The sequence below is a fragment of the Flavobacterium sp. genome (assembly GCF_049318325.1).
In the GTDB taxonomy this organism is placed as follows: Bacteria; Bacteroidota; Bacteroidia; order Flavobacteriales; family Flavobacteriaceae; genus Flavobacterium.
Window position 1 is genome coordinate 1 of record NZ_JBMOGQ010000019.1, and the last position, 26,731, is coordinate 26,731.

Below are 26,731 nucleotides of genomic sequence, written 5' to 3' on the forward strand. Positions count from 1 at the left end.
ACAGACCAATGAATAACATCAAAAATCAATTAATTTAATTTCACCCAACGGGTTATATTAATGAGAAAAAATAATAATTCCATTTATTCAAATAAATTGTATAGCAAATATGGCTCGCAAAATGCTCTTATGACAGAAGCGCCGCTGAAAAAAATTCCTAAATCAACCATTTAATTTCTTCGGGATACGGTTAAAGGCAATCAGCATTTGTATAAGATAAAAATCACGCCAAACCGTAGTGAAAATCGGCATGACATTTTTGTAAACGACAATATTCAAATTAACGATGCCGTTATTATTAAACAGAAAATAAAGCCATTGCCTAAAGTTGACAAAGAAAAAGTAAGTTTCAGAAGATTTCCAAAGCAAATAGATAGTATTAAAGTTGAAGTTGACAGTATTAAAAGATGAAGCAAATCTCTATTTTAGGTTGTGGTTGGCTGGGTATGCCATTGGCTAAATCATTATTGGAAAAAGGATTTTCAATAAAAGGTTCTACAACTTCTTTTGAGAAAATTTCAGCGCTAGAAAGTAATGGAATTCAACCCTTTCAAATTGAATTATCAGAAACCGAAATCAAAGGAGAAATCAATTCTTTTCTAACAAATTCTGAAATCCTGATTATTGATATTCCTCCAAAATTGCGCAGTATTTCAAGCGAAAACTTTGTCAAAAAAATTCAAAATTTGATTCCGTTTATAGAAAAAGTGAAGATTGAAAAAGTTATTTTTATAAGTTCAACTTCGGTTTATGCTGATGCCCCTTTGACTACATTCAGAGTGACAGAATCGACAAAACCAAATCCGGAAACGGAAAGCGGAAAGCAATTATTAACTACCGAAATCCTTTTGCAAAGCGATCAAAATTTCAAAACAACAATTGTCCGCTTTGGCGGATTGATTGGCGAAGACCGGCATCCAATTCATTTTTTAGCAGGAAGGAAAAATATAGAAAACCCAGAAGCCCCTATCAATCTTATTCATCAGGAAGATTGTATCGGAATCATTGAAGCCATTGTCAAACAAGAGTGTTGGAATAAAACTTTTAATGCAGTTGCACCATTTCATCCAAGTAGAAAAGAATATTACACTCAAAAAGCTTTGGAACAGAATTTACCCTTACCCGAATTTGATCAAACGAAAATCTCTATTGGGAAAACGATTTTGAGTCATAAATTGGGAAATGCTTTGGATTATAAATTTCAAAAATTAACGCTATGAACATGACTGATTTCATCGTAACCTTTGGCGGTGGAATTCTCTTGTTTTGCATCTATACTAATTCGGTTTTGTGTCAACTTATTTCTGTACGGGACACTTCACAGATTGATAAATTGTTACACGAAAAACAATAAATTACCAATATTGAGTTTTTGGTATTAAGATATTTATATCTTTGTTTGTTCGCGTTGATTTTGAATCAAAATTTCACACGATTTTTTTATAAAATTAATTAAATGAAACATATTGATTTTTTAAATTCTCCCCGTATAGATCAAGTTGGAATTGAGGATAGAATTGCCAGAATTACTGCCAGAAGTATTAAGAAAGAATCAAAAATGCAAGGTCTTCTCATGACTTTAAATATGATTGATTTAACTACTTTAGAAGGTGCAGATACCGATGAAAAAGTAAAACAACTTTGTTTCAAAGCACATCATTTACATGATGAATTGCCAGGGTTACCAACTACTGCGGCAGTTTGTGTTTATCCAAATTTTGTCAAACTTGCGGTTAACGAACTTAAAGGAACCGGCGTAAAAGTAGCTTCGGTGGCAACAGCTTTTCCTAGTGGTCAATCTAGTGCAGAAATCAAATTGTTAGATACAAAAATAGCGGTTGATAACGGTGCCGATGAGGTTGATATGGTCATCAGTCGCGGTAAATTCCATAGTGGTGAATACAATTTTGTTTTCGATGAAATTGCCATGATAAAAGAAGCATGCGGTAAGAATGTACGATTAAAAGTTATCTTGGAAACTGGCGAGATTGGAACTTTGGATAAAGTCCGTCAGGCAAGTGATATCGCTATTAATGCTGGAGCAGATTTCATTAAAACTTCTACAGGGAAAATAAAACCCGCAGCAACGTTGCCCGTAACATTAGTAATGCTCGAAGCCATACGCGATTATTATTATAAAACAGGAGTTATGATTGGGATGAAACCTGCAGGTGGAATTTCAAATTCAAAATTAGCCCTTCAATATTTGCTAATGGTTAAAGAAACTCTTGGCGGGAAATGGTTAACCAATGAGTATTTCCGTTTTGGAGCCAGTAGTTTAGCCAACGATGTTTTGCTACAAATCGTAAAACAAAAATCGGGCATTTACCAATCGAATGATTATTTCTCTAAAGTTTAATCCGAATGAAAAAAATACATAAAATAGATTTTAGTTCCGACTGGAATTTAGTGCCAGCACCTGAAAGCACATCGCATTTTAAGTTAAAAGATACTTATGACTTGTTTATCAATGGTAAATTTGTTGCGCCTAAATCAGGTAAATATTTTGACACTATAAATCCGGCAACTGAAAAAGTTTTGGCCAAAGTGGCCGAAGCTAATGAAGCCGACATTGATTCAGCTGTAAAAGCTGCCCGAAAAGCGTACGATATGGTTTGGTCAAAATTATCCGGGAAAGAACGCGGAAAATATATTTATCGAATTGCCAGAATCATTCAGGAAAGAGCCAGAGAATTTGCAGTTGTGGAAACCTTAAACGGAGGAAAAGCAATTCGCGAATCACGTGATGTTGATATTCCTTTGGCGGCAGCACATTTCTTTTATTATGCAGGCTGGGCCGATAAATTGGAGTATGCTTTTCCAAATAGAAAACCAAAATCACTTGGTGTTGCAGGACAAATTATCCCATGGAACTTTCCATTATCGATGGCAGCATGGAAAATTGCTCCAGCTTTAGCTGCTGGAAATACAGTGGTAATTAAATCTTCTGAAACCACGCCTTTGACTTTATATTTACTAGCCGAAGTGATTCAGGAAGCAGGTTTGCCTGCCGGAGTTGTGAATATCGTTTCGGGTGCCGGACTTACAGGTTCACACATTGTCAATCATCCAGATGTCAATAAAATTGCCTTTACAGGTTCAACGGCTGTGGGTAAAATAATTATGAAAGCCATTGCCGGAACATCTAAAAAATCTACAATGGAATTGGGTGGAAAAGCAGCCAATATCATTTTTGAGGATGCAGCGCTAGACCAAGCTGTGGAAGGAATTATTAACGGAATTTTCTTCAATCAAGGTCACGTTTGTTGTGCGGGATCTCGTTTATATGTGCAGGAATCAGTATTTGATGTTGTCGTTCAAAAATTGAAAGACCGAATGAATTCACTAAACGTTGGCGATCCATTAGATAAAAATACAGATATCGGTGCTATCAATTCCAAAAAGCAATTAGACACTATTAGCAAATATATTGAAATCGGAAAAGCAGAAGGTGCCGAAATGTACCAACCCAATTGCGATTTACCGGCAAAAGGATTTTGGTGCAGACCAACAATATTCACTAAAGTAAGTCAGTCAAATAGAATTTCGCAAGAAGAAATATTTGGACCTGTTTTAGCTATTCAAACCTTTAGGACGGTTGATGAAGCTATCGAAAAAGCAAACAATACACCATATGGATTATCAGCAGGTGTTTGGACAGATAAAGGGTCAAAAATCTTTAACATGACCTCACAATTGCGAGCTGGAGTAGTTTGGGCGAATACCTTTAACAAGTTTGATCCTGCTTCTCCCTTTGGAGGTTATAAAGAAAGTGGCTTCGGTAGAGAAGGTGGTTTACACGGATTGGAACCTTATTTAAAATTTGAATAAAACTAACATCATGTCAAGAATAGAAGTTTTAAAAACCTATAAAATATATATCGGTGGAAGTTTTCCAAGAACCGAATCGGGACGTTATTATCCGCTTATTGTCAACAAAAAGACAGTAGCTAACATGTGTTTGTCTTCTGTAAAAGATTTTAGAAATGCTGTTGTCGCTGCCCGAAATGCTCAAGGCGGATGGGCGCACAAAACAGCTTACAACCGCAATCAGATTTTATATCGAATTGCAGAAGTTCTCGAAGGCAGAAAAGCACAGTTCGTATCTGAATTAGAACTACAAGGAATTACTAAAGCCAAAGCTGAAAAAGAAGTAGATTTAAGCATCGACAGATTGATTTATTACGCAGGTTGGTGCGACAAATACACACAACTTTTTAGCAGTGTAAATCCCGTTTCAGGAAGTTTCTTTAACTTTTCAGTACCTGAACCTACAGGAGTCGTAGCAGTATTTGCGCCTCAACAAAGTAGTTTACTTGGATTGGTTACACAAATCGCAAGCATCATTGCCGGTGGAAATACTTGCGTGGTATTGGCTTCTGAACAATTGGCCTTGTGCGCCGTAACGTTTGCCGAAGTTTTGGCCACTTCAGATGTCCCTGGAGGTGTAGTTAATATCCTTACGGGAAATCAAACTGAATTAATTTCACAGTTTGCTGCTCACAAAGATGTAAATGCAATTTTGTATTGTGGGAAAGACACTGAAGCCATTGCCAAAATCCAAGATTTAGCTATCGAAAATTTAAAGCGAGTAGTGATTCGTGATGATGGTGATTATTTTGATGACAAATATGAATCTCCTTATATGATTTTTGACTTCCAGGAAACCAAAACCACTTGGCATCCTATTGAAGTGATTGCCGGCGCTGGCGCTGGATATTAAAATAAAATTTCAAATTGTAATACTAAGCCACCAGTATAATCTGTTGGCTTTTTTAATTCTGTTTTAATAAATACTATCTTTACTTTTTCAACACAAAGCAATGTCCAATAAAGACGTCAAAATACTTCACATCGACAGCAATCATCCATTGTTGTGGGAACAATTAGAACAAGCCGGTTTTCATAACGAAGCTGATTTTACTTCATCCAAATCTGAAATAGAAACCAAAATTCATAACTATCATGGAGTTGTCATCCGCAGCCGATTTAAAATAGATAGAGAGTTCATAGATAAAGCTACGAATCTGAAATTCATTGCCAGGGTTGGGGCTGGTTTAGAAAGCATAGATTGTGATTATGCTAAATCTAAAAAAATCCATCTCATCGCTGCACCGGAAGGCAATAGAAATGCTGTTGGCGAACATTCACTAGGAATGCTTTTGTCTTTAATGAATAAACTCAATCGAGCAGATAAATTAGTACGAGAAGGAAAATGGATTCGCGAAGGAAATCGAGGCAATGAACTTGAAGGCAAAACCATCGGGCTTATTGGTTACGGCAATATGGGAAAATCGTTTGCCAAAAAACTACGTGGTTTTGATGTTGAAGTTTTGTGTTATGATATCTTGCCAGATGTTGGAGATGAAAATGCCAAACAGGTTTCTTTGGCTGAATTACAAAGCAAAGCTGATGTTTTAAGTCTGCATATTCCTTGGACTCCTGAAACGGATAAGATGATAAATAACAATTTTATCAATTCATTTTATAAATCATTTTGGTTCATAAATACATCACGAGGAAAAAATGTGGTAACGGATGATTTGGTTACTGCTTTGCAATCCGGAAAAATTCTCGGAGCAGGATTAGATGTTTTAGAATACGAGAAATTATCGTTTGAAAACCTATTTTTGTCATCCCCGGCGGAAGCGGGGAATGAAAAGCCAAAAGCATTTGAGTATTTACTCCAATCTGAAAATGTTTTATTAACGCCTCATATAGCGGGTTGGACATTTGAAAGTCATCAAAAACTGGCTCAGGTAATTGTAGATAAAATCAAGAAATTATTTGGACAATAGTCATTTTAGAAAATAAATTGAACTTTGAACCCCAATTGATAGTGTTTTCTTGTAAATTTTTATATTTTAGTAGAGTAAATAAAACATAACCAATAAAAAACAAAACGTATTATGGAATCACAAAAAGTAGACATGTTCATGATGACCAATGCCAAATTTTTTGAAGGACATCACTTAAACGCCATTAGAGAAAAACTATTGAGTTTAGATGATTCAAAATGGGGATTAGTGCAAACTATGCAATTCAAAGATCCAACAACAAGCATCATCGTTTCACTTTTAGGAGGCGGATTAGGGATTGACCGCTTTATGATTGGAGATACCGGAATGGGTGTTGGTAAACTCTTAACCTGTGGTGGTTTAGGAATCTGGACAATCATTGACTGGTTTTTAATTATGGGAGCCACTCGTGAAAAAAACATGGAAACCTTTCAGAACGCATTTTACTAGTAAATGACCAGAAATAAGTTATATTCCTTGTTGCTTATAGCTTGTTTGGCTGGATTTATTTATCTTTTTTACAACATTCATACTTTACAAAGTCAAACATTCCGGGTTTGTATCATTAAAAATGTGACAGGTTATCCTTGTCCATCTTGTGGAACTACTCGGGCTGTAACTTTGCTTTTGAAAGGAAGATTTATTGAGTCGTTAGTTTTAAATCCGATCGGAATTGTAGTTGCCATATTTATGATAATTTTTCCAATATGGATTTTAATAGATATTATTTTAAAAAAAGAAACCTTTTATTTTTGGTATAAAAAAGCAGAAGGTACTATTAAAAAACCATGGCTTGCCTCTATTTTAGTAGTATTAGTACTTCTCAACTGGATTTGGAATATATACAAACATTTATGATACAGCAAACCACTTTTGCCTATAAACCAGGCGATCACGAATGCGAAAAAGCATCCAATAGTTATTTGATGTCATTGGTAGCTTTAATAGCAGGAATGCCATTGCCTATTATTAACTTATTTGCCACTTTCTTTTTTTATTTAGCCAATAGAAAAGGCACCTATTTTGTGCGTTGGCATTGTACACAATCGTTGTTTTCACAATTGGCGTTATTAGGAATTAACAGCGCCAGTTTTTGGTGGACTATTTCCATAATTTTTTCAGATGAAAAAGTGAGCAATCAATATTTTGCGTATATTTTTGCGGTGATCATATTTAACTTATTGGAAATTTTCTCCACTATTTATGCCGCTGTTCAAATCCGCAAAGGGAAGCACGTTCAGTTTTTGTTTTTCGGAAATCTTACTAACTTAATTTGTCGAGCCTAATGATACAGAAAACCTTTTTACAAGCAGTAATTATAGTATCAGCATTTTTTCTGATATGGTTTGGATTTTCCCAGCTCGATTTTATGAAGTTCTTCAAAGTAAAAGAAAGAACCGAAAATCTGGAACAAAAACTTGGCGATTTGATTTGGAATCAAATAGAAGATTCCGAAGATATTATTACTAATGATACTATTGTTAAATCATTGGACAAACTTATAAAACCTATATGTGATGCTAATGATATTGACCGCGATTCGTTAAAAGTACATATCGTAATAAAAGATGAAATCAATGCATTTGCGTTGCCAAATAATCATTTGGTGGTATACACTGGATTGATAGAAGATTGTAAACGACAAGAAGCATTACAAGGAGTTTTAGGACATGAGATTGCTCATATCGAAAACAAACATGTAATGAAAAAATTATCCAAAGAAATCGGCTATTCTGTATTACTCACCGCTGCAGGCGGAACAAAAGGAGGACAAATGGCACGTGAGATTTTGAAAACTCTTTCTTCATCTGCTTATGATCGATCTCTAGAAAAAGAAGCTGATATCACTAGTGTGGACTACTTGCTAAATGCGAATATTGATCCAAAACCTATGGCCGATTTTATGTATCAGATGGCACAGGATAGCAATATGGATAAAAGTATGTATTGGATAGCAGATCATCCTGAATCGGAGGAACGCGCCAAATATATTTTGGAATATATTAAAGGAAAGAAATTGGAAAGCAAAGCTACAATTTCTGAAAAAGACTGGAAAGATTTTCAAGAACTAGTTAAAAAGGAATAAAAAAGAGCAACTCATTGAGTTGCTCTTTTTTATTTACAGATGTTTTTCTTTACGTTCCAATTCCGCTTGAAATTCTTCCATAACAGGTTTCATAGTACTTTCAGGAATATCTGCAATTCTGATGTACATCAATCCATCAATAGCATTGTTAAATAGCGGGTCAACATTAAAGGCAACTAATTTTGCATTTTGCTTGATGTATTTTTTTATAAGAACAGGAAGCCTCAAATTTCCCGGTTCAAGTTCGTCAATTATTTTGTCAAATTTATTCAAATCAGCTTCCGCTTCATCGAAGATAAAATCTTTGTCAGCGTCTTTTAATTTTACTTTAAATTCTTTTTTTGGTTTAATATATTGCGCGATATAAGGGTCGTAATAATTAGATTTCATAAATTCAATCATTAATGATTTTGAGAAATCGGTAAACTGATTACTGATGCTCACACCACCAAGTAGGAATTTATGTTCCGGATAACGCAATGTTGTATGTATAATTCCCCGCCACAATAAGAACAAAGGCATTGGTTTTTGTTGGTAATCTTTAATAATAAATGCTCTCCCCATTTCAATAGATTGCTTCATCATATCGTGCAATTCAGAATCAAATCGGAATAAATCATTCAGATAAAAACCTTCCATACCGTATTTAGGAAAAATCTCAGAACCTAAACCCATTCTATAGGCACCAGCAACTCGTTTCGTTTCTTCATCCCACAAAAACATATGATGATAATACTGATCGTATTTATCTAAATCAATAGACTCGTTTGTGCCTTCACCTACTTCGCGGAAAGTAATTTCACGCAATCTTCCTATTTCATGAAGGATATTCGGAATTTTATGTGCTTCGGTAAAGAAAACTTCGTAGTTTTTGCTTTGAAAAAATCTGCAATCTGTCGCTCTCAACTTTTCCACTTCTTCTACCATTTTCTCATGATTGGCAGGGAAAACAATTTCTTTTGGAGTTTTTGGAGTTTTTAAGTTTAGGTTCAGATTTTGAGAGCTCAGCAACTTACTTTCTTCATTAAAAGAATTAGCCAGCATGTACGTTTTCTTTCTCAAAAATTCAGAGTATTCTTCGATACTTTTATGCTCATTTTGCTCAGCAACCGAAATAGGTTTTCCGATACGAACTTTGATTACTCTGTCTTTTTGTGTCAACAATTCCGAAGGCAATTTTGCAGTTCTCAGCGTTGGATTTATTTTAGATAACAAGTAGAAAAAACGACTGTTTTTGGCGTGAAAATAAATAGGCACTACAGGAACTTGAGCTTTTCGGATTACTTTTATCGCGCCTTCTTCCCAAGCTTTGTCAACAACTAATTTACCATCTTTATAGGTTGAAACTTCTCCGGCAGGAAACATTCCTAATGGTTTACCATCACTCAAATGTCGCAAAGTTTCCTTAATCCCAATCACGCTTGATTTAGCATCTTTACGATCTTCAAAAGGATTTACCGGCATGATATATTGTTTCATGGGCTCAATTCGGTGCAACAGAAAATTGGCTATAATTTTAAAGTCGGGCTCTCTTTCGAGCATCAGTTTTAACAAAAGGATTCCATCTATTCCACCTAACGGATGATTGGAAATAGTGATATAAGCCCCGTCTTTTGGTAAACGTTTAAAATCTTCTTCCGGAATTTCAAATTTGATTTGAAACTCATCCAAAATAGCATTTAAAAATTCTACTTCGCTTAAGTGTTTATTTCGGTCGTAGATTTTATTTAGGGTTGAAATTTTCAAAGCTTTCATTAGTAACCAACCGCAGAAAGTTCCGAAGACTCCGTACTTATCAGCGTTTATTGCTTTTGCAACTTCTTTGGCGGTGACTAAACCCATATATAATTTTGGTATTTGAGTAGGAAACAAAGATAGTAATTCTGATGAATTGAAGATTCAAGATTAACGATTTTTGAATTAAGATTTAAGTTCAGTTAAATGTTGATTTTTGAGTTAATAACTTCTGTAATCTTATATAGTAAATCTTTAATCTCAACTCATTTTTATTTACATTTGACACGAGGTCTTTTGACTGAACTGAACGAAGTTAATAACGCTTAACAAAATTTAATGAGAATTATTTCTTATAATGTTAACGGCATTCGTGCCGCTATTACCAAAGGATTTTTAAACTGGATTCAGCAAGCCAATCCTGATGTGATATGCCTTCAAGAAATTAAAGCTACACCTGATCAAATACCATTAATTGATGTGGACCTATCAGGTTTCCCTTATCATTATTGGTTTCCGGCACAAAAAAAGGGGTATAGTGGTGTGGCTATTTTGTGTAAAACCAAACCTAACAACGTAGTTTTTGGGACAGGAATTGACCACATGGATTATGAAGGCAGAAACCTTCGTGTTGATTTTGATGATTTTTCAGTGATGAGTTTGTATTTGCCTTCGGGAACAAATATTGACCGACTTGACCACAAATTCAAATACATGGATGATTTTCAGCAATATGTTGATGAATTAATTAAAGAAGTTCCGAATATAATTATATGTGGTGACTATAATATTTGTCATGAAGCGATTGATATTCACGACCCAATTCGAAACAAAACCGTATCCGGATTTTTGCCCGAAGAACGTGCTTGGTTGGATAAATTTATAAAAAGAGGTTTTATCGATACCTTCAGGGTTTTTAATAAAGAACCAAATAATTACAGTTGGTGGAGCTATCGCGCTAATGCCAGAGCCAATAATAAAGGTTGGAGAATCGACTATTGTCTGGCCAGTGAACCACTAAAAAACAGATTGACCCGCGCAGTCATTTTGCCCGAAGCCAAACATTCTGACCATTGTCCGGTTTTGGTTGAAATTGATTGAAGTAGTAAGAATTAAGTATCAAGTAGTAAGAATATAGAATAAAAAAATGATGAAAAAAGTAATTTTTAGTTTAGCCCTATTGAGTTTAATGTCTTCGTGTGTTTCCAAAAAAATCTATAATGATTTGGAAAATAAATACACCGATTTAAAAAAGGAAAACCGATTCTTAACAGATGAAAACGATGAACTTCGTAAAGCTAATTCCGAATTTGATTCGGTGAATAGAGCATTGACAGCAGAACGTGATCAACTCAAAGCCGACAGAGACAAATTGCAAACAGATTATACTGTAGCAAGCAATAATTTAAAAGCATTGCAGGATTCGTATGCTGCTTTGGAAAAAAATAGCAACGATGCCCTGGAAACAAATATGGCAAAAAACCGTGATTTGTTAGCGCAACTCAATGCTAAAGAAAAAGCATTGTCAGCTGAACAAGATCGATTGAATAAACTAAGTAGTGAATTGGCATCCAATACAAAAAGGTTAAACGAGTTAGAAAGCATGATTGCGGCTAAAGATGCCGCAATGAAAAAGCTGAAAGACACGCTTTCAAAAGCATTGAATGCCTTTGAGGGAAAAGGATTGACAGTTCAAATGAAGAATGGGAAAGTATATGTTTCTATGGAAAATAAATTACTCTTTCAAACAGGAAGCTGGTCTGTGGGTTCAGAAGGAAGAATTGCAGTTGTTGAGGTTGGAAAAGTATTGGCTCAAAATCCGGATATTACAGTCTTGATTGAAGGACATACCGATAACGATAAAATCCTTGGTAATATTGGCGGCGGCATCGAAAACAATTGGGATTTGTCAACCAAAAGAGCGACAGCGATAGTAAATATTTTGAGTGAAAATAACGGTGTCAGAAAAGAAAACTTAACGGCTGCCGGGCGTGGCGAATTTGCACCAATATTGAGCAATGATACCAATGAAGGCAAAGCTAAAAATCGTAGAATTGAAGTGATACTAACTCCAAAATTAGACGAGATTTCTAAAATGCTGAATGAGTTTTAAGAAAAAGGCAAAAGACATTAGGCATTAGCCATTAGTTTAAAGGTTTTGAGTTTTTTTCTTAGAACCTTTTTTTAAACGCTTCCAAAAAATGTGTTAATCAAACAGTTTGAACGCTAACAATATTTTACTTTTGTGCCAAATTTTTTTTAACTTCTAAGGATGAATTATACTACGTTACCAAATACCAATATAAAAGTCAGTAAAATTTGCCTTGGCACCATGACTTTCGGAGAACAAAACTCTGAGAGCGATGCCCATTCTCAATTAGATTATGCTATTGAAAAAGGAATTAATTTTATCGACACTGCCGAAATGTATCCGATTGCTGCTCGTGAAGCTACACTTGGAGAAACGGAAAGGTATATAGGAACTTGGTTAAAGAAATCGGGCAAAAGAGATGATTTGGTTATTGCTACAAAGATTGCCGGACCCAACAGAAAAATGGAATATATCAGAAATCCGTTAGATTTTTCAAAGAAAAGCATACACGAAGCAGTTGATTTGAGTTTAAAAAATCTACAGACAGATTACATCGATTTATATCAAATGCACTGGCCAGAACGTGTAATGAATATGTTTGGCCAGCGTGGTGTTTCCAAAATTGATACGAATTGGAAGGATAATTTTTTTGAAGTGTTGAGCATTTTCGACGCCTTAATCAAAGAAGGAAAAATCAAACATATTGGGGTTTCCAACGAAAATCCGTATGGTGTTATGAAATTCATCAGCGAAAGCGAGAAAAACAATTTGCCAAGAATTGTTTCTATTCAAAATCCATACTCATTACTGAACCGTTTGTACGAAGTAGGTCTTTCCGAAATAGGAATGCGAGAAAATGTTGGTTTATTAGCATATTCTCCATTAGGATTCAGCTTTTTGACAGGTAAACATTTGAATGGCGTTTTACCAAATTCACGCTTAGGATTATTTCCCCAATTTTCTCGATATTCTAATGAGAATTGCATCAGAGCTACAAAATTATATCAGGAATTAGCACAGGCAAACGGGTTGACTTTAACTCAAATGGCTTTGGCTTTTGTAAACCAACAGGATTTTGTGACATCTACCATTATTGGCGCCACAACTATGGAACAGCTTCAGGAAAACATTGCAGCATTTGAAACCGTTTTAAGTTCGGAAATCATCAATGAAATCAATAAAATACAGGAGTTAATACCTAATCCTGCGCCTTAATTATTCAACGATTAGTTTAGACTGATATTGATTTCCTGTTAAATCCTCCACGGCAATAATATACATTCCGCTTGATAAAGCAGTAATATTTAGAGAAGGAGTTGACTCGTTATTTTCGATTGTTTTAGTCAAGATCAATTTTCCAGTTAAATCAAAAATGTTCACTTTAGAAAGTGATGATTCTGTATTGTTTTTAATAAAGATTTCGGTCTTAGCCGGATTTGGATAAAAACTTAATCCATTTTTATTAAAATCATTCAGTCCAAGTGAGGAATCTATAATTTTATAGATTGTTCCATTTGAAATGCCAGCAACATATAGCTCGCCATCTTTATCTTCTCCGAATGTGCTAAAATTTCCTGTGAAAGAGGCCGTTGTTGTGACCACATTCGAGGTGTTTAAAGTCCGGATTTTATTATCGCAATAATCGGTATAAAAATATTTATTTGTAAAATTTGGATACCTACTTCCGGTGTAAAAATAACCACCAGTTATAGAACATCCAGTTGAATGATCGTACTGCGTCACAGGAAAAGTCATCGTGCCTATTGGAACACACCCCGTCGTATTATATGCTGAATTCCCTTCATAACAACGCCATCCAAAATTTAATCCGGTTGATAAAGGCGCGGTTACTTTATTTACTTCTTCTATGTTAAGTTGTCCTACATCGCCAATCCATAAATCACCGTTTACTCTGTTAAAAGTAAACTTCCAGGGATTACGCAAACCGTAAGCCCAGATTTCTCTTATACCAGCCGTTGATGCAAAAGGATTGCTTGGTGGAATGCCGTAGTTTAATGCGCCATCAGTTGTGTCAACATCTATTCGTAACATCTTGCCTAAAAATACTCGGGTTGGATTAGCGACATCAACGGTTAGATTTTGAGCATATCCGTTGGGATCACCACCGCTTCCGCCATCACCCATACCAATATACAAATAGCCATCGGGGCCAAATCTTATACAACCTCCATTATGATTAGAATAAGGTTGATCAATTGTCATTAAAATAGTTTCAGTTGTGTTGGCTATGTTTGGATTAGCAGAGACAGTGTATTTAGCAATAACGGTATCGCCAGCAGTATTAGTGTAATTGATAAAAAATGTTCCATTTGCTGCATAATTAGGGTGAAAAGCCAACCCTAACAACCCTTGTTCACTTCCGGAGCTTAATCCGCTTACAGTTAAAAAAGGAGTTGCATTAACGGTTCCATTAGAATTAAGAATTCTTATTAGACCTCCTTTTTGAACCACAAAAAGACGTGAATCATTTGCAGGGTGTGCAATATCAACAGGAGAAGAAAAACCGGTTGCAAAACTTTGTAAAGCAATAATTTGAGCAGAGGATAGTGTAAAAAAAAGTAAATTGATAAAAAGTATAATTTTTTTCATAGCAGGTTTTTTAATTAGCGTAAATTTAGAAATAAAAACTTTTAAATCAAATGGTTAAAAACAAACGAAATCAAGTAGGATTATTTTTCTTTATTTCTATTTAACCTAAAACTCAAACTCATCTACCGAAATGCTATCAGTCTTGGTATTTGTAGGGTTTTGTTTTAGAAAAAATTTTGCATCACCCGAAATTGTCATTGGAATATACTGGCCAATCGTATCATTTTCAGTCAAAATATTACGTCGCAACATCAGTTTAGTCAAGAAAGTATTTTGTTGCACAGCAAAAGGTTTTAAATGTTGTTGTGAGTCAAAACGGTACATGAATCCTTTCGGTCTCGGAATAATAGTCGCCAAAAACAAACATTCATTTAAGTTTAAATCTTCAGGTTTTTTCTGAAAATAAAACTGAGATGCTTCTCCAATTCCATATACATTCGGACCCCATTCGATGATATTGAAATATACTTCGAGCATACGCTCTTTTGAACTAATCCGGTTATTTTCTAAAATGTAAACCAACAGAATTTCTTCTAACTTTCTAGATAAAGTTTTTTCCCTATTTAAGAAAGCATTTTTCACTAATTGCATGCTAATAGTGCTTGCGCCTCGAGAGAATTTTTTGGTTCGTATATTTTTAACAATAGATTGTTTAAATGCTTCATTAATAAAGCCGCGATGTGTCATGAATGATGGGTCTTCACTTGTCAACACGCATTTTTGCAAATAAGGAGAAATTGCAGACAAGGGAGTATAATTCGGATTAGTTTCTCCAAGATAAATAGGTCTTTGAAGTTTGCCTTTATCAATAGCGCGATAGACAAATTCACCATTTATTTTATTCAAGTCGGCTTCGCCATATTTGGTAATTTTCAGCCCTTCGGGTTTGAGTTTACTTTCAAAAATAAGGTCATTTGTTTTGTGGTTATTGTATTCAAAATCCAATGTGTAATTAAAATTACCTTGTGTTTCCATACCTTCAAAATGATTGAATAATCCGGTTGGCAATGACGTTATAAAGTCTTGCGCTTTCATTTTTGGAATCTTTAATTTGAGGTTGTAAACCTTGTCTTTCTCATTAATATAAGTTAGAGAAGTTCCGCATTTGATTTTGTTTAATTGCACTGAAGAAGTGCTATCCAAAGTAATAAAACGTTCTCCAACTATCCAATGATAATCAAAACGTGCATTTTTTATAAACACATCTTTACTGGCAATTTTTGGGTGATTAACGAACAAATTTTTAATAGAAGAATTGCCTTCAATGTGTAATTCGCCACTTCTCATTGTTAAATTTTCTAAATTGAAATGAATGGATATAAAACCCGTTTTCAAATGGAATTTCTCGTCAAAATAGGGAATCTTGATAGTGTCATTTTTTGCATTGGCAAAAGTCAAATCGGCTTTTCTGTCTCTTGGATCCGCAAAACCATTAATGCTCCATTGTTGCGAAAACTTATCCGAAGTTACCTGAATTATAGTATTGAGTTTTTTATCGTTTAAAGCCAATTCATTAAAATCAAAAACCACTTTGTTGCCATTATCGTTTATTCTGAAAGCAAAGCCTTTGACTTGCATGTCAGTTGGAACCAAATCCAATAATTTAGTGGAAATACGGTTTAAAAGTTTCGCATAATTCACTTCAGCATTATCCTCTTTCTGTTTTTTAGAATGCAGAAAAGCGTCAAAATTGCTACCGCTTTTGGTTTTCACCAATTGAATAAATCCTTTGTTAATTTCTAGTTTTCCGAGTTGTATATCACCAATGAGTAATTTCCAAAAATTAACGCTTGTTTTCAATTCGCCTATACTTACTAAAGTGTCTTTTTGATGAGGAACCAGAGAAATGTTATGGAATTCCAAATTAGTCAAGCCATGAAATTCGGCTTTTTGGATAGTGAGATTGCATTGGTATTCGCGTTCAAGTTTGGAATCAATCCGATTAACGATTTTGTTTAGTATCGTATTCCGAAAAGCAAAAAGCATCACCAAACCCAACAGCAAAAAAACGCCAATTATTTTGAGAGAAAAGATTACTTTTTGTTTAGTTTTTTTCATTTCACGGTTTCAACATTAAATCCAATTCCGAGTACATTGGGAAGATAAGCTCCTTCAAAACCATGCGAAATGGTTACTTTATATAGTCCTTTTTGGAGTTTTGTTTTTTCTTTAATGGTATAGTTTGAATCGCAGACATCGCCTGCGCACTCGGCTAACTCTTTTCCTGAATTGTCTTTAATGGCTAAATCGATAGTTATCATTTCTTTATTACCATCCGGACTTTCAATACCAAATTTGATGGGAATAGTTGCAAATTGATAATCATAAACATGACTGAATTTAAAAACCAAATTATATAATTGATTATCATCAGTTACATCAACGTCAAAAACCTTTGCGTCTGAAATGTCAAATTCAAAAGTTTTTACATCTGATTTTTGCCAACGATTTTCTTCTCCGAAACTAGCATATTCTTTATATTCATTATGTTTAAAGCAGGAAGTTAAAATTATAAATAAGAATAGTAAGAGTGAAATCTTTGCTTTCATAATAGAATAGTTTTAGTTTAAATAAAACGATTTTTTTGGCTTTTATTGTATAGATGAAAGTTTACCCAAACAACTGCTCTACCACTTCTTCAATTTTGGAAACCAAAACGATTTTTATACCGGGAAACTTGGTGGCAATCTTATTGTATTTGGAAACAAAAATCGTAGAAAAACCTAATTTTTCAGCTTCCTGAATACGCTGCTCCACACGGTTAATTGGACGAATTTCGCCCGAAAGGCCAACTTCGCCGGCAAAACATACATCTTTGCCCACAGCAATATCTTCGTTAGAAGACAAAATAGCAGCTACGACAGCCAAATCAATCGCCGGATCATCAACTGAAATTCCACCGGTGACATTTAGAAAAACATCTTTGGTTCCGAGCCGAAAACCAGCGCGTTTTTCTAAAACAGCTAAAATCATATTCAGTCGTTTGGCATTGTAACCAGTTGTACTCCGTTGAGGTGTTCCATATACTGCAGTAGAAACCAAAGCCTGAATTTCTATCATCAAGGGGCGCATGCCTTCTAATGTAGACGCAATGGCAGTTCCTGAAAGTTCCTCTTCACGATGTGAAATTAATATTTCGGAAGGATTCGAAACTTCACGTAAACCGGAACCCTGCATTTCATAAATGCCTAATTCGGCAGTAGAACCAAAACGGTTTTTGAGTGAACGAAGTATTCGGTAAACATGATTTCTATCGCCTTCAAATTGCAAAACTGTGTCGACCATGTGCTCCAAAATTTTTGGTCCAGCTATGTTACCGTCTTTGGTAATATGACCAATCAAAATCACTGGAATGTTTGTTTCTTTGGCAAATTTTATTAACTCTGCCGTAGTTTCCCTAATTTGGGAAATACTTCCTGCGGTTGATTCTATATAATCGGTGTGTAAGGTTTGTATTGAATCGATAATTACAATATCTGGTTCGGTTTCTACTATATGCCGAAAGATATTTTGGGTTTTGGTTTCGGTTAAAATATAGCAATTGTCGCTATTCGGATTAATCCTTTCAGCGCGCATTTTGATTTGTTTCTGACTTTCTTCGCCGGAAACATATAAGGTTTTATAAGGTAATTTTAAAGAAATCTGTAACAGCAACGTACTTTTTCCGATGCCGGGTTCACCACCCAAAAGGATTAAGGAACCTGGAACAATTCCGCCACCAAGTACACGGTTCAATTCGCCATCGGTTGTGTTCATCCGCAACTCCTGAGTGGAATCGATTTCTTTTATTCTAAGCGGTTTTGAAACTCGTTTAGATTCTGTACTCGAAGGTTTCCAACTTGCTTTTTCTTCCTTTTGAATAATTTCTTCTGCAATGGTATTCCATTCTTTGCACGAATTGCATTGGCCTTGCCATTTGGCATATTGAGCCCCGCAATTTTGGCAAAAAAAAGTAGTTTTTACTTTAGACATTTATGCTGAATTTATTTTACTGCGTCAGTCGCTTTGCTCGTGTCAGGATTATTCTTGCTTTTTCTCTTCGGTTGATGGTGTGTCCGTTGGAGCTGAATCTGGGAGCGTTTATTCCTCAACAAGTTCATTTTTACCGTTCTTTAATTCGTCAGCTCTTTCAATCATCAAGTCTTTTGTCAAATCACCAATTTCTTCTCGTTGGTAAGCCATCATATACGATTTAACCGCTTTTGCGGTCTCGCCCTTTTTTTCATACATCTGTCCCAATTCATAATCGGCCAACATAGATTTAGGGTAATTTTTTTTAGCTAATTGTGCTAATTTTTCAAACTCAGGATAGGCTTTGTTTTTCAAGATGGCAGCTTCTATTGCTTTAAAATCATTTAAACGAATTGGTAGTTTTAGCGCAAAAGACTTTTCAAGCACATCGTACTTTCGAACTAAATAATCGACATATCCTGAAGTTAGCACAGCAATTTTTTCATTAAATTCAGTAGTTGAAATAGGTTGGTAAACAGAGAATATTTGGTACAAGGCAATTGGAATAGAATTCAAAACCAACGAATAATGAGAAGCTCCTTTGAAATCATCAAATCTGTAGTTGAGTGTTGGTTTGTTTATTTTTTTGGCAACTTCGTCTAAAGCTAAAATCCGGTTGCGCATTTTTTTCATATCGCCATCGCCTGAAGAATGATAGTAAAAAATTGGTTTTTGAATGGCTGCTAATCTATCCGGAAGTTGTTCTTCCATTCCTTTTGGAAGTTCAGGACTCATAGAAATATAGGCGTCAAAAAGCGGAACGTCTTTGTATAGATAACAATTTAAAAAGCCTGCTGTAGTGTCTAATCCGGCAATCATTTTAAATGGCGCGGTTCTGTATTTTTTTTCTATATATGGTAATAATTCCAAACCAATAAACTCAAAGAAAGCTTCTCCTTTTTCTGTTGGCAAACCATTTTCTTGGTCAACAGCACAGTCGGTTTCGCGCTCGTTATTTTTATTTTGAGAAATCCCAACAATAATAATTTCAGGCAAATCGTCCCAATAATTACCATAACTCAATGCCCCTTTGAAAGCATCAAAAAGAAAATCGCCATCCAATAAAACTAAAACAGGATATTTTTGGTTTGGATGTTTGTCGTATGAAGGCGGCAAGCCAATGGTAATTTCGCGGTCTTCGTTTAGTTTTTTTGACGATATAGTATCGGTAACTTTTTGAGAAAAAATAGGGTTGGAACAAATGAAAAATAGAAACAGGATAATTTTTTTCATGATAGTAGGATTGGTTAGAATAGAATGGTTGTTAAATTGACTTGCAATATAACAAAATTATTTATTTCTATTTAAAACTGGAAGCAAAACATAGGAAATCAAACCGAGTAGAATGGTCAAAATAGTTTGTGATGTCCAAACCAGCCATCCAAAAGCGGTTCCAACATCATTTGTAATTCCGTAAAGTGAAAAAATCAAAGCAATGGAGAAAGGATAAGCGCCTAACCCGCCATTAGAAAAGCCAACAGCTAGACTGCCAAAAATGAAGCCCATAATTACAATGTCAAAATTGATTTCCGAAGTTTCAGGAAGAGCAAAAACGGCTACATAAAACATCATTAAATAAGAGAACCATATAAAAAATGAATGAAAAATATAATTCCATTTGTTTTTCATTTTATAAACAGTAGTTATTCCTTCAACTAATCCGGACAATTTTTTCTTTAGTTTTAAGATTATTTCCCATTCGGCATAAATCCATATCAGGATAAATACAAAAAATAAAAATACCCCAACAATAGCTGTTAAAATCAAAGATTGAAAGGATACATTTTCATTCAAAAGGAATAGATAAATTTTATCAAATTGAGAAACAAATCCAATAAAAACAAAGAGGAAAAAGATAAGCAAGTCAACAATTCTTTCAGCTACGATGGTTCCAAATGCTTTGTCGAATGGAACATCTTCGTATTTTTTCAATAAAGCAGCACGCGAAATTTCGCCTGAACGAGGAACAGTCAGATTGACTAAATAAGAAACACAAACCGTAAAAAAATTGTTAGAAAACTTAGTTTCGTAGCCCAAATGGTTTAATGCAAACTTCCAACGATAAGCTCTCGACCAATAACCTAAGCAGGCAATTACTAACGACAATAAAATAAAGTAGTAGTTTGCTTTTTCAAAACTAATTTTTATATTATCAATTTCCTCTGCCGTTAATGTGGTATATTGATAGTATATAATCCCGATTCCTATTAAAAGAGGAATGAGAACCGTCAACCATTTACGGATTTGTTTTTTCAAGAGTTTTTAGGTCAGGGAATTATTAGTTTCATTTGGAAAAACCAACCAAGGTTTGAATCCTTTTGCTTCTTCAAAATCCATTAAAGCATAGGATATAATGATAATAATATCACCTTTATGAACTTTTCTGGCGGCTGGACCATTTAGTGTAATATCGCCCGAATTTTTGATGCCTTTGATAACATAGGTTTCAAAACGTTCGCCATTATTGATATTTACAATGGAAACTTTTTCGCCTTCAATAAGGTTTGCCGCTTCCATTAGGGTTTCATCAATAGTGATACTGCCAATATAATTTAAATCGGCTCCGGTAACTTTTACCCTGTGAATTTTAGATTTTACTACTTCAATTTGCATGGCTCAAAAGTAAATTAATTTAATGAAATCGTATCAATCAATCTGATTTTGTTGACAAAAACTGCGATGAAGGCACGGTATTTTTTTGTTTTGTTTTTTCGGATACAAGGTAATAGGGTTGTTTCGTCTGCAATTTCAAAGTATTCTAATTCGAAACGGTTTTGTTTTTCAAATGTTTTTAAAACAAACTCGTAAACTGCTTCAGCCGATTTTGTTTTAAATAAATTCAGTGCTTGAGATAGAGTTTTATATATAATAGCGGCTTCTTTTCGTTCAGCAACTGATAACCTTTCGTTACGCGAACTCATGGCTAAACCATTGGATTCTCTGTAGATTGGACAGCCAACAATTGTCACAGGGATTTTCAATTTTTCAACCATTTTCTTTACAATTTGCAATTGCTGAAAATCTTTTTCGCCAAAGTAGGCGTTGGTAGGTTTTACTATATCAAAGAGTCGTTTTACGATAGTTCCAACGCCATTAAAATGTCCTGGACGAAACTTTCCTTCCATTTGATTTTCCAAACCATCAAAATCGAAATGCTCAGAAACCATCTCACCTCTGTAAATATCCTCAACACTTGGTGCAAACACAATAATATCATCAGAAATAGTTTTTATTTTTTCGATGTCTTTGTCCAATGTTTTAGGGTATTTTGCCAAATCTTCAGCATTGTTGAATTGTGTAGGATTGACAAAAATACTTACCACAACTATAGCGTTATGTTGACATGCTTCAGTTAGTAACGAAAGATGTCCTTCGTGAAGCGCACCCATTGTAGGCACAAAACCAACAGACGTTTCTTTATTTGAAATAGAATTAAGATAGGATATTAATTCGTTTTGAGTGTTAAAAAGGAGCATTAGCTTTCAGTAAATGAGTTGCAAACTTACCATTTTCATAAATAACTCCATAAATTTTTGTACTTTTGCCTGTTTTTTATTGCCAATAAATAAAGTAGATTAGATTATGGAAGATAAGAGGATATTGTATGTATCATCTGAAGTGGTGCCTTATTTGGCTGAAAATGAGGTTTCTTTACTGTCGTATGATGTTCCGAAAATGATAAATGATCAAGGCGGACAGATTAGAATTTTTATGCCAAGGTATGGCAATATTAATGAAAGAAGGCATCAGTTACACGAAGTAATTCGTTTGTCGGGAATGAATCTGGTAGTGAACGATTTGGATATGCCTTTGATAATTAAAGTAGCGTCTATCCCAAAAGAGCGAATTCAAGTTTATTTTATAGATAATGACGAATATTTCAAGAGAAAAGCCACTTTCAGTGATGAAGAAGGGGTGCTTTACCCTGATAACGATGAAAGAGCTATATTCTTTGCTAAAGGAGTTGTAGAAACCGTTAAAAAATTAAATTGGGTGCCTGATATTATTCATGTTCATGGTTGGATGGCGAGTTTATTGCCAATTTATATGAAACATTATTATAAAGATGAAGCCTTATTTTCAGAAACAAAGATTGTAACTTCAGTGTATACCCAATCATTTGAAGGAAGTTTAGATGCTGAAATGATAAACAAAATTAAGTTTGACGGAGTGCCTCAAGATGCTATTCAGGAGTTAGAATTACCTAATTATGAAAACCTTATTAAGGCAGCGATTAAACATTCTGATGGTGTAATTATTGCCTCTGAAAATGTGTCGGTAAGTTTAACAAAATTTATACAGTCTTCAGAAAAACCTTTTTTAACTTTCGCCTCTAAAGATAAATTTACTGAAGCTTATACGAACTTTTATAAAAGTATGCTTTCCTAAGAAATAGAAATTTTATGTACAAAAAATCATTTTTACGCCCAATTTTAATTGTTAGTTTAATAACTATAATTTTTGCCTCATGCGATAAAGATTTTAACGAATTAGGCACTGATATTGTTGGTGATGACCACTTTGGTTTTGAAGTCGACAGCACCTTAACCGTAAAAGCATTCAATCAAAAACTTGGTCCTATTGCCTCAAATAACTTGCCTATAAATCCACTTGGGTTCTATTCGAATCCTGCTTTTGGAACTACGCAAGCTAACTTTGTAACTCAAGTCGAACTCTCTACTTTAAATCCGGTTTTTAACAATACAGATACCGAACTTTATGAAGATCTCCCGGTTATCGATAGCGTAATTTTGGACGTTCCGTATTTTAAAACGCTGAAATCAACAAATTCTGATAATACTAATACATATAGGTTAGATTCAATTTTTGGAGCTACTCCATATGATAAAGATACTCCTTCAACAAATAATTCAAAGTTTAAGTTGAGCGTTTATCAATCTAATTATTTTTTGAGAGACTTGGATCCTGATCAATCTTTAGCGGAGCAACAATTGTTTTATTCGGATCAAAATAATCTGATAGACAATAATAAAATTCCGGTTTTGTTAAATAATGCGCCTCTTACAGACCCGCCTGGCGATCAAGAAGGAACCCATAATGCTGATGGCCGTGAAAACGAACAGTTTTATTTTGACAAAAGGGAGCATAAATTAACAACTTATGAATCTGATGGGGTTACCAAAAAATATACAAGATTCGCGCCTTCAATGCGATTGCATCTAAGATCGGATGTTTTTTATGATAAAATTTTAAACGCACCAACAGGTCAATTATCTAGTAATGCAATTTTTAAAAATTATTTTAGAGGGATTTATTTAAAAGTTGAAAACGGAAATCCCGGCAACATGGCTATGATTAATTTCAAAGTAGGAAAAATTACGATTTATTACAAAGAAGATAAAATAACCAAAGACAATCCAGCAACTACTACAATAAACGAGTACAAACTAGAAAGAGTAAGTAAAACCTACCCTTTAAATTTTAACGGAAATACTATAAGTTTGTTGGAAAACTCTAATGAGAATTTCGACTATTTGAATGCTGCCAATAATAGTACCCAAGAAGCTTCGAGACTCTATTTAAAAGGTGGTGAAGGAGCAATGTCAGTTATAGATTTGTTTGGTTCAACCGATTTAAAGGGATATACTTTAAATACTGCTTTTAATGAAAATCTTCCTGTAAGTCCAACTAATACTAAATACATTGTAAACAACATTCCAAATGGTATTTCGGATGAGATTGACCAAATTAAAATTGATGGGTGGTTAATTAATGAAGCCAATCTTACTTTTTATGTAGACAATTCAGCTATGTCGAACTTTTCTCCAGCAACTCCTGAAGCCCAACCAAAAGAACCAAATCGTATTTTTTTATATGACTTAACAAATAAAAAGGTCTTGATTGATTATACATTAGATTTCACAAGTAATGCTAATTTTCCAAAATATAGTAAATTTATACATGACGGTATTATTCAGTCCCAAAATGTGAGTGATGGAAGAGGTGCTAGAGGGAAAAAATATAAAGTAAGAATAACGAATTACGTAAGGAATTTAATTAAAAATGATTCAACTAATGTTCGTTTAGGGTTATCAGTAACTGAAAATATTAACAATGTTGGTTTTTCGAAACTAAGAACGGCAAACAGCAACTTTAGTAGCGCTCCCTCTATGTCGGTAATGAGTCCATTGGGGACTATTTTATATGGAACAAGTCCGGTTGTTCCTGATGGGAAAAAATTGAAACTTAAAATTTATTATACAAAACCTGATTAATATTTAATTTTATGTGCGGAATTGTTGGTTATATCGGATTTAGAGAAGCTTACCCAATTGTAATTAAAGGGTTAAAACGATTAGAATATAGAGGTTATGATAGTGCTGGGATAATGCTATATGCCGACAATCAAATTAAAATTGCCAAAACCAAAGGAAAGGTCTCTGACCTAGAAGATAAATCGAAGGAAATGGTTTCCTCTATGGCTACAATTGGAATGGGACACACTCGTTGGGCTACTCATGGTGTGCCAAATGATATCAATTCTCATCCGCATGTTTCAAATTCAGGAAACATAGTAATTATTCATAACGGAATTATAGAAAATTATGAACCGTTAAAAAAAGAATTACTAAAAAGAGGGTACTCTTTTACTTCGGATACAGATACTGAAGTATTAGTAAACTTAATAGAAGACGTTAAAAAGAAAGAAAAAGTAAAACTTGGAAAAGCAGTTCAAATTGCATTAAACCAAGTAGTTGGAGCTTATGCCATTTGTGTTTTTGATAAAGCAAATCCGGATGAAATTATAGTAGCCAGATTAGGAAGTCCAATAGCAATAGGAGTTGGAGACAAAGAGTTTTTTATTGCATCTGATGCCTCTCCATTTATCGAATATACGTCTAACGCTATTTATCTTGAAGATGAAGAAATGGCAATCGTTAGACTTCACAAACCTCTGAAAATTAGAAAAATTAAAGACGACTCTTTGGTTGACCCATACATTCAAGAACTTCAAATGAACTTGGAGCAAATTGAAAAAGGCGGTTATGACCATTTCATGTTGAAAGAAATCTATGAGCAACCTAATGTAATCAAAGACACCTACAGAGGAAGACTTTTGGCCAATCAAGGGATTATCCAAATGGCTGGTATTGAGGATAATTTAGAAAAATTTCTTCATGCCGAAAGAATCATTATTGTTGCCTGCGGAACATCATGGCATGCCGGATTGGTTGCTGAATATGTAATAGAAGAATTTGCAAGAATATCCGTTGAGGTTGAATACGCTTCAGAATTCAGATACCGAAATCCAATTATAAATAAAAATGATCTTGTGATTGCCATATCACAATCCGGAGAAACAGCTGATACTTTAGCCGCAATTAAATTAGCCAAAGAAAAAGGGGCTTTTGTTTTCGGTGTTTGTAATGTTGTGGGTTCTTCCATTTCAAGAGAGACTAACGCTGGAGCTTACACTCATGCTGGACCTGAAATTGGTGTAGCATCAACGAAAGCTTTTACCACACAGATAACCGTATTAACAATGATAGCTTTGCGCTTGGCAAAAGCCAAGGGGACGTTATCAAATTCAGATTTTCATCTTTATTTGCAAGAATTAGAAGTTATACCTGAAAAAGTAGCTGAAGCATTGGCATCAACTAACGAAATGGCAAAAGAAATAGCAGCTAAATTTAAAGATGCTACTAATTGTCTCTATTTAGGTAGAGGTTATAATTTTCCAGTTGCTTTGGAAGGCGCATTAAAACTTAAAGAAATATCATATATTCACGCTGAAGGTTATCCTGCAGCAGAAATGAAACACGGACCAATAGCCTTAATTGATGAGCAAATGCCCGTAATTGTTATTGCCCCAAAACAAGGGCATTACGACAAAATAGTAAGTAATATCCAAGAAATAAAATCAAGAAGCGGAAAAATTATTGCTGTGGTTACCAAAGGCGACACACAAGTAAAAGAATTAGCCGATCACGTTATTGAAATTCCGGAAACTTCAGATGCTTTATCGCCATTAATTACTACCATTCCATTACAGTTATTGTCCTATCATATCGCTGTCATGAGAGGATGCAATGTAGACCAACCAAGAAACTTGGCAAAATCGGTTACTGTGGAGTAGGTTTCAACGGGTTCTATTTGATTTTTTGCTTTACGTCCAGCTTTTGGTGGTGTTACAGAAACACGTGACGTCTTCATATTTACATCATTCCCTTTCTGAATAAAAACTGGAATTTTAAAAAATATCGTTAGAATATGTATCATTTGATTAGTGTCATATTCTACCGATATTTTTTCTATTATAAGTTTTAGTAGTTCCTTTTTTGATGGTTCTGAAAGCTCTCGATTACCATTCATTTCAGCACTGAATCTATCAATCCAATCGAACCATTGCTCATCATTACCAAGTTGTTTTAATGTGTT

Annotated in this window: 27 protein-coding genes; 17 read left to right on the forward strand and 10 right to left on the reverse strand. The window is 34.5% G+C overall.

From position 1 onward, the window contains the following. The first annotated feature begins 207 nt into the window (after positions 1-207). From ACOYLP_RS03360 to ACOYLP_RS03410, 11 genes are all read left to right on the forward strand, one after another. Positions 208-411: a hypothetical protein gene (locus ACOYLP_RS03360; RefSeq protein ID WP_422854759.1), complete on the forward strand. Its 204-nt coding sequence runs from the start codon at positions 208-210 to the stop codon at positions 409-411. Beyond that, entirely contained in the window at positions 408-1,220 is an 813-nt protein-coding gene (locus ACOYLP_RS03365) for an SDR family oxidoreductase (RefSeq protein ID WP_422854760.1), read from the forward strand. The genes ACOYLP_RS03360 and ACOYLP_RS03365 overlap by 4 nt, the downstream gene beginning before the upstream one ends. Beyond that, on the forward strand, positions 1,217-1,354 hold the full coding sequence (locus ACOYLP_RS03370; RefSeq protein WP_422854761.1) for a hypothetical protein: 138 nt from the start codon (positions 1,217-1,219) through the stop codon (positions 1,352-1,354). The genes ACOYLP_RS03365 and ACOYLP_RS03370 overlap by 4 nt, the downstream gene beginning before the upstream one ends. A 102-nt stretch (positions 1,355-1,456) precedes the next feature. After that, positions 1,457-2,359: a deoxyribose-phosphate aldolase gene (deoC, locus tag ACOYLP_RS03375; protein WP_422854762.1), complete on the forward strand. Its 903-nt coding sequence runs from the start codon at positions 1,457-1,459 to the stop codon at positions 2,357-2,359. 5 nt (positions 2,360-2,364) lie between these two features. Next, positions 2,365-3,831 carry an aldehyde dehydrogenase family protein gene (locus tag ACOYLP_RS03380; RefSeq protein WP_422854763.1) on the forward strand — a complete coding sequence of 489 codons (1,467 nt, stop codon included), beginning with the start codon at positions 2,365-2,367 and terminating at the stop codon, positions 3,829-3,831. Positions 3,832-3,841: 10 nt separating this feature from the next. Next, a complete protein-coding gene (locus ACOYLP_RS03385; protein ID WP_422854764.1) occupies positions 3,842-4,723 on the forward strand; it encodes an aldehyde dehydrogenase family protein in 882 nt (293 codons plus the stop codon). Between the two features lie 100 nt (positions 4,724-4,823). Further along, entirely contained in the window at positions 4,824-5,798 is a 975-nt protein-coding gene (locus ACOYLP_RS03390) for a 2-hydroxyacid dehydrogenase (RefSeq protein ID WP_422854765.1), read from the forward strand. A 111-nt stretch (positions 5,799-5,909) separates the two neighbouring features. Continuing rightward, positions 5,910-6,248 carry a TM2 domain-containing protein gene (locus tag ACOYLP_RS03395; protein ID WP_422854766.1) on the forward strand — a complete coding sequence of 113 codons (339 nt, stop codon included), beginning with the start codon at positions 5,910-5,912 and terminating at the stop codon, positions 6,246-6,248. 3 nt (positions 6,249-6,251) lie between these two features. Beyond that, the gene (locus ACOYLP_RS03400) at positions 6,252-6,656 is read left to right on the forward strand and encodes a DUF2752 domain-containing protein (protein WP_422854767.1); all 405 of its coding nucleotides are present in this window, start codon (positions 6,252-6,254) and stop codon (positions 6,654-6,656) included. Then, positions 6,653-7,084 (forward strand): hypothetical protein, encoded by a 432-nt coding sequence (locus ACOYLP_RS03405; protein ID WP_422854768.1) that lies wholly within the window; start codon positions 6,653-6,655, stop codon positions 7,082-7,084. The genes ACOYLP_RS03400 and ACOYLP_RS03405 overlap by 4 nt, the downstream gene beginning before the upstream one ends. Positions 7,085-7,167: 83 nt before the next feature. Beyond that, positions 7,168-7,884 carry a M48 family metallopeptidase gene (locus ACOYLP_RS03410; RefSeq protein ID WP_422854769.1) on the forward strand — a complete coding sequence of 239 codons (717 nt, stop codon included), beginning with the start codon at positions 7,168-7,170 and terminating at the stop codon, positions 7,882-7,884. 33 nt (positions 7,885-7,917) lie between these two features. Here ACOYLP_RS03410 and ACOYLP_RS03415 read toward each other — a convergent pair whose 3' ends face one another. Then, on the reverse strand, positions 7,918-9,726 hold the full coding sequence (locus ACOYLP_RS03415) for a GNAT family N-acyltransferase (RefSeq protein ID WP_422854770.1): 1,809 nt from the start codon (positions 9,724-9,726) through the stop codon (positions 7,918-7,920). 231 nt (positions 9,727-9,957) lie between these two features. Between ACOYLP_RS03415 and ACOYLP_RS03420 the strand changes: the two genes are divergently transcribed. From ACOYLP_RS03420 to ACOYLP_RS03430, 3 genes are all read left to right on the forward strand, one after another. After that, a complete protein-coding gene (locus tag ACOYLP_RS03420; protein ID WP_422854771.1) occupies positions 9,958-10,719 on the forward strand; it encodes an exodeoxyribonuclease III in 762 nt (253 codons plus the stop codon). Between the two features lie 46 nt (positions 10,720-10,765). Continuing rightward, positions 10,766-11,731 carry an OmpA family protein gene (locus ACOYLP_RS03425; RefSeq protein WP_422854772.1) on the forward strand — a complete coding sequence of 322 codons (966 nt, stop codon included), beginning with the start codon at positions 10,766-10,768 and terminating at the stop codon, positions 11,729-11,731. A 159-nt stretch (positions 11,732-11,890) separates the two neighbouring features. Then, the gene (locus ACOYLP_RS03430) at positions 11,891-12,925 is read left to right on the forward strand and encodes an aldo/keto reductase (protein WP_422854773.1); all 1,035 of its coding nucleotides are present in this window, start codon (positions 11,891-11,893) and stop codon (positions 12,923-12,925) included. On the opposite strand, the gene ACOYLP_RS03435 is transcribed toward ACOYLP_RS03430, so the two are convergent. The 8 genes from ACOYLP_RS03435 to panC form a co-directional block, all read right to left on the reverse strand. Then, the gene (locus tag ACOYLP_RS03435; RefSeq protein ID WP_422854774.1) at positions 12,926-14,320 is read right to left on the reverse strand and encodes a PQQ-dependent sugar dehydrogenase; all 1,395 of its coding nucleotides are present in this window, start codon (positions 14,318-14,320) and stop codon (positions 12,926-12,928) included. 105 nt (positions 14,321-14,425) lie between these two features. Then, the gene (locus tag ACOYLP_RS03440) at positions 14,426-16,378 is read right to left on the reverse strand and encodes a transglycosylase domain-containing protein (protein ID WP_422854775.1); all 1,953 of its coding nucleotides are present in this window, start codon (positions 16,376-16,378) and stop codon (positions 14,426-14,428) included. Then, positions 16,375-16,869 (reverse strand): hypothetical protein, encoded by a 495-nt coding sequence (locus tag ACOYLP_RS03445; RefSeq protein ID WP_422854776.1) that lies wholly within the window; start codon positions 16,867-16,869, stop codon positions 16,375-16,377. Before ACOYLP_RS03445 ends, ACOYLP_RS03440 begins: the two co-directional genes overlap by 4 nt. Before the next feature lie 61 nt (positions 16,870-16,930). Then, positions 16,931-18,292 carry a DNA repair protein RadA gene (gene radA, locus ACOYLP_RS03450; RefSeq protein WP_422854777.1) on the reverse strand — a complete coding sequence of 454 codons (1,362 nt, stop codon included), beginning with the start codon at positions 18,290-18,292 and terminating at the stop codon, positions 16,931-16,933. A 108-nt stretch (positions 18,293-18,400) separates the two neighbouring features. After that, the gene (locus tag ACOYLP_RS03455) at positions 18,401-19,564 is read right to left on the reverse strand and encodes an alpha/beta hydrolase (protein WP_422854778.1); all 1,164 of its coding nucleotides are present in this window, start codon (positions 19,562-19,564) and stop codon (positions 18,401-18,403) included. A gap of 57 nt (positions 19,565-19,621) precedes the next feature. Further along, complete coding sequence (locus ACOYLP_RS03460; RefSeq protein WP_422854779.1) at positions 19,622-20,587, reverse strand: lysylphosphatidylglycerol synthase transmembrane domain-containing protein; 966 nt, start codon at positions 20,585-20,587, stop codon at positions 19,622-19,624. A 6-nt stretch (positions 20,588-20,593) separates the two neighbouring features. Then, positions 20,594-20,944, reverse strand: coding sequence for an aspartate 1-decarboxylase (gene panD, locus ACOYLP_RS03465; protein WP_422854780.1), 351 nt, complete (start codon positions 20,942-20,944; stop codon positions 20,594-20,596). A 14-nt stretch (positions 20,945-20,958) separates the two neighbouring features. After that, a complete protein-coding gene (panC, locus tag ACOYLP_RS03470; RefSeq protein WP_422854781.1) occupies positions 20,959-21,807 on the reverse strand; it encodes a pantoate--beta-alanine ligase in 849 nt (282 codons plus the stop codon). A 106-nt stretch (positions 21,808-21,913) separates the two neighbouring features. Here panC and ACOYLP_RS03475 point away from each other — a divergent pair, with 106 nt between their 5' ends. From ACOYLP_RS03475 to glmS, 3 genes are read left to right on the forward strand one after another with little or no spacing between them, the layout of a single operon-like run. Beyond that, a complete protein-coding gene (locus ACOYLP_RS03475) occupies positions 21,914-22,720 on the forward strand; it encodes a glycogen/starch synthase (protein WP_422854782.1) in 807 nt (268 codons plus the stop codon). A 14-nt stretch (positions 22,721-22,734) separates the two neighbouring features. Continuing rightward, positions 22,735-24,567 (forward strand): DUF4270 domain-containing protein, encoded by a 1,833-nt coding sequence (locus ACOYLP_RS03480; RefSeq protein WP_422854783.1) that lies wholly within the window; start codon positions 22,735-22,737, stop codon positions 24,565-24,567. An 11-nt stretch (positions 24,568-24,578) separates the two neighbouring features. Next, on the forward strand, positions 24,579-26,429 hold the full coding sequence (gene glmS, locus ACOYLP_RS03485) for a glutamine--fructose-6-phosphate transaminase (isomerizing) (RefSeq protein ID WP_422854784.1): 1,851 nt from the start codon (positions 24,579-24,581) through the stop codon (positions 26,427-26,429). On the opposite strand, the gene ACOYLP_RS03490 is transcribed toward glmS, so the two are convergent. Next, positions 26,357-26,731: hypothetical protein (locus ACOYLP_RS03490; protein WP_422854785.1), on the reverse strand; the 375-nt coding region annotated here is incomplete at its 5' end. The two genes, glmS and ACOYLP_RS03490, sit on opposite strands and share 73 nt — an antisense overlap.

Coding starts and splice junctions, on each gene's coding strand:
- ACOYLP_RS03430 (WP_422854773.1), top strand. CDS start 11,891: ATGAATTATACTACGTTACCAAATACCAATATAAAAGTCAGTAAAATT.
- ACOYLP_RS03400 (WP_422854767.1), top strand. CDS start 6,252: ATGACCAGAAATAAGTTATATTCCTTGTTGCTTATAGCTTGTTTGGCT.
- ACOYLP_RS03420 (WP_422854771.1), top strand. CDS start 9,958: ATGAGAATTATTTCTTATAATGTTAACGGCATTCGTGCCGCTATTACC.
- panD (WP_422854780.1), bottom strand. CDS start 20,944: ATGCAAATTGAAGTAGTAAAATCTAAAATTCACAGGGTAAAAGTTACC.
- panC (WP_422854781.1), bottom strand. CDS start 21,807: ATGCTCCTTTTTAACACTCAAAACGAATTAATATCCTATCTTAATTCT.
- ACOYLP_RS03365 (WP_422854760.1), top strand. CDS start 408: ATGAAGCAAATCTCTATTTTAGGTTGTGGTTGGCTGGGTATGCCATTG.
- ACOYLP_RS03475 (WP_422854782.1), top strand. CDS start 21,914: ATGGAAGATAAGAGGATATTGTATGTATCATCTGAAGTGGTGCCTTAT.
- ACOYLP_RS03445 (WP_422854776.1), bottom strand. CDS start 16,869: ATGAAAGCAAAGATTTCACTCTTACTATTCTTATTTATAATTTTAACT.
- ACOYLP_RS03455 (WP_422854778.1), bottom strand. CDS start 19,564: ATGAAAAAAATTATCCTGTTTCTATTTTTCATTTGTTCCAACCCTATT.
- ACOYLP_RS03425 (WP_422854772.1), top strand. CDS start 10,766: ATGATGAAAAAAGTAATTTTTAGTTTAGCCCTATTGAGTTTAATGTCT.
- ACOYLP_RS03480 (WP_422854783.1), top strand. CDS start 22,735: ATGTACAAAAAATCATTTTTACGCCCAATTTTAATTGTTAGTTTAATA.
- ACOYLP_RS03415 (WP_422854770.1), bottom strand. CDS start 9,726: ATGGGTTTAGTCACCGCCAAAGAAGTTGCAAAAGCAATAAACGCTGAT.
- deoC (WP_422854762.1), top strand. CDS start 1,457: ATGAAACATATTGATTTTTTAAATTCTCCCCGTATAGATCAAGTTGGA.
- ACOYLP_RS03440 (WP_422854775.1), bottom strand. CDS start 16,378: ATGAAAAAAACTAAACAAAAAGTAATCTTTTCTCTCAAAATAATTGGC.
- ACOYLP_RS03385 (WP_422854764.1), top strand. CDS start 3,842: ATGTCAAGAATAGAAGTTTTAAAAACCTATAAAATATATATCGGTGGA.
- ACOYLP_RS03370 (WP_422854761.1), top strand. CDS start 1,217: ATGAACATGACTGATTTCATCGTAACCTTTGGCGGTGGAATTCTCTTG.
- ACOYLP_RS03435 (WP_422854774.1), bottom strand. CDS start 14,320: ATGAAAAAAATTATACTTTTTATCAATTTACTTTTTTTTACACTATCC.
- ACOYLP_RS03380 (WP_422854763.1), top strand. CDS start 2,365: ATGAAAAAAATACATAAAATAGATTTTAGTTCCGACTGGAATTTAGTG.
- radA (WP_422854777.1), bottom strand. CDS start 18,292: ATGTCTAAAGTAAAAACTACTTTTTTTTGCCAAAATTGCGGGGCTCAA.
- glmS (WP_422854784.1), top strand. CDS start 24,579: ATGTGCGGAATTGTTGGTTATATCGGATTTAGAGAAGCTTACCCAATT.
- ACOYLP_RS03410 (WP_422854769.1), top strand. CDS start 7,168: ATGAAGTTCTTCAAAGTAAAAGAAAGAACCGAAAATCTGGAACAAAAA.
- ACOYLP_RS03405 (WP_422854768.1), top strand. CDS start 6,653: ATGATACAGCAAACCACTTTTGCCTATAAACCAGGCGATCACGAATGC.
- ACOYLP_RS03395 (WP_422854766.1), top strand. CDS start 5,910: ATGGAATCACAAAAAGTAGACATGTTCATGATGACCAATGCCAAATTT.
- ACOYLP_RS03390 (WP_422854765.1), top strand. CDS start 4,824: ATGTCCAATAAAGACGTCAAAATACTTCACATCGACAGCAATCATCCA.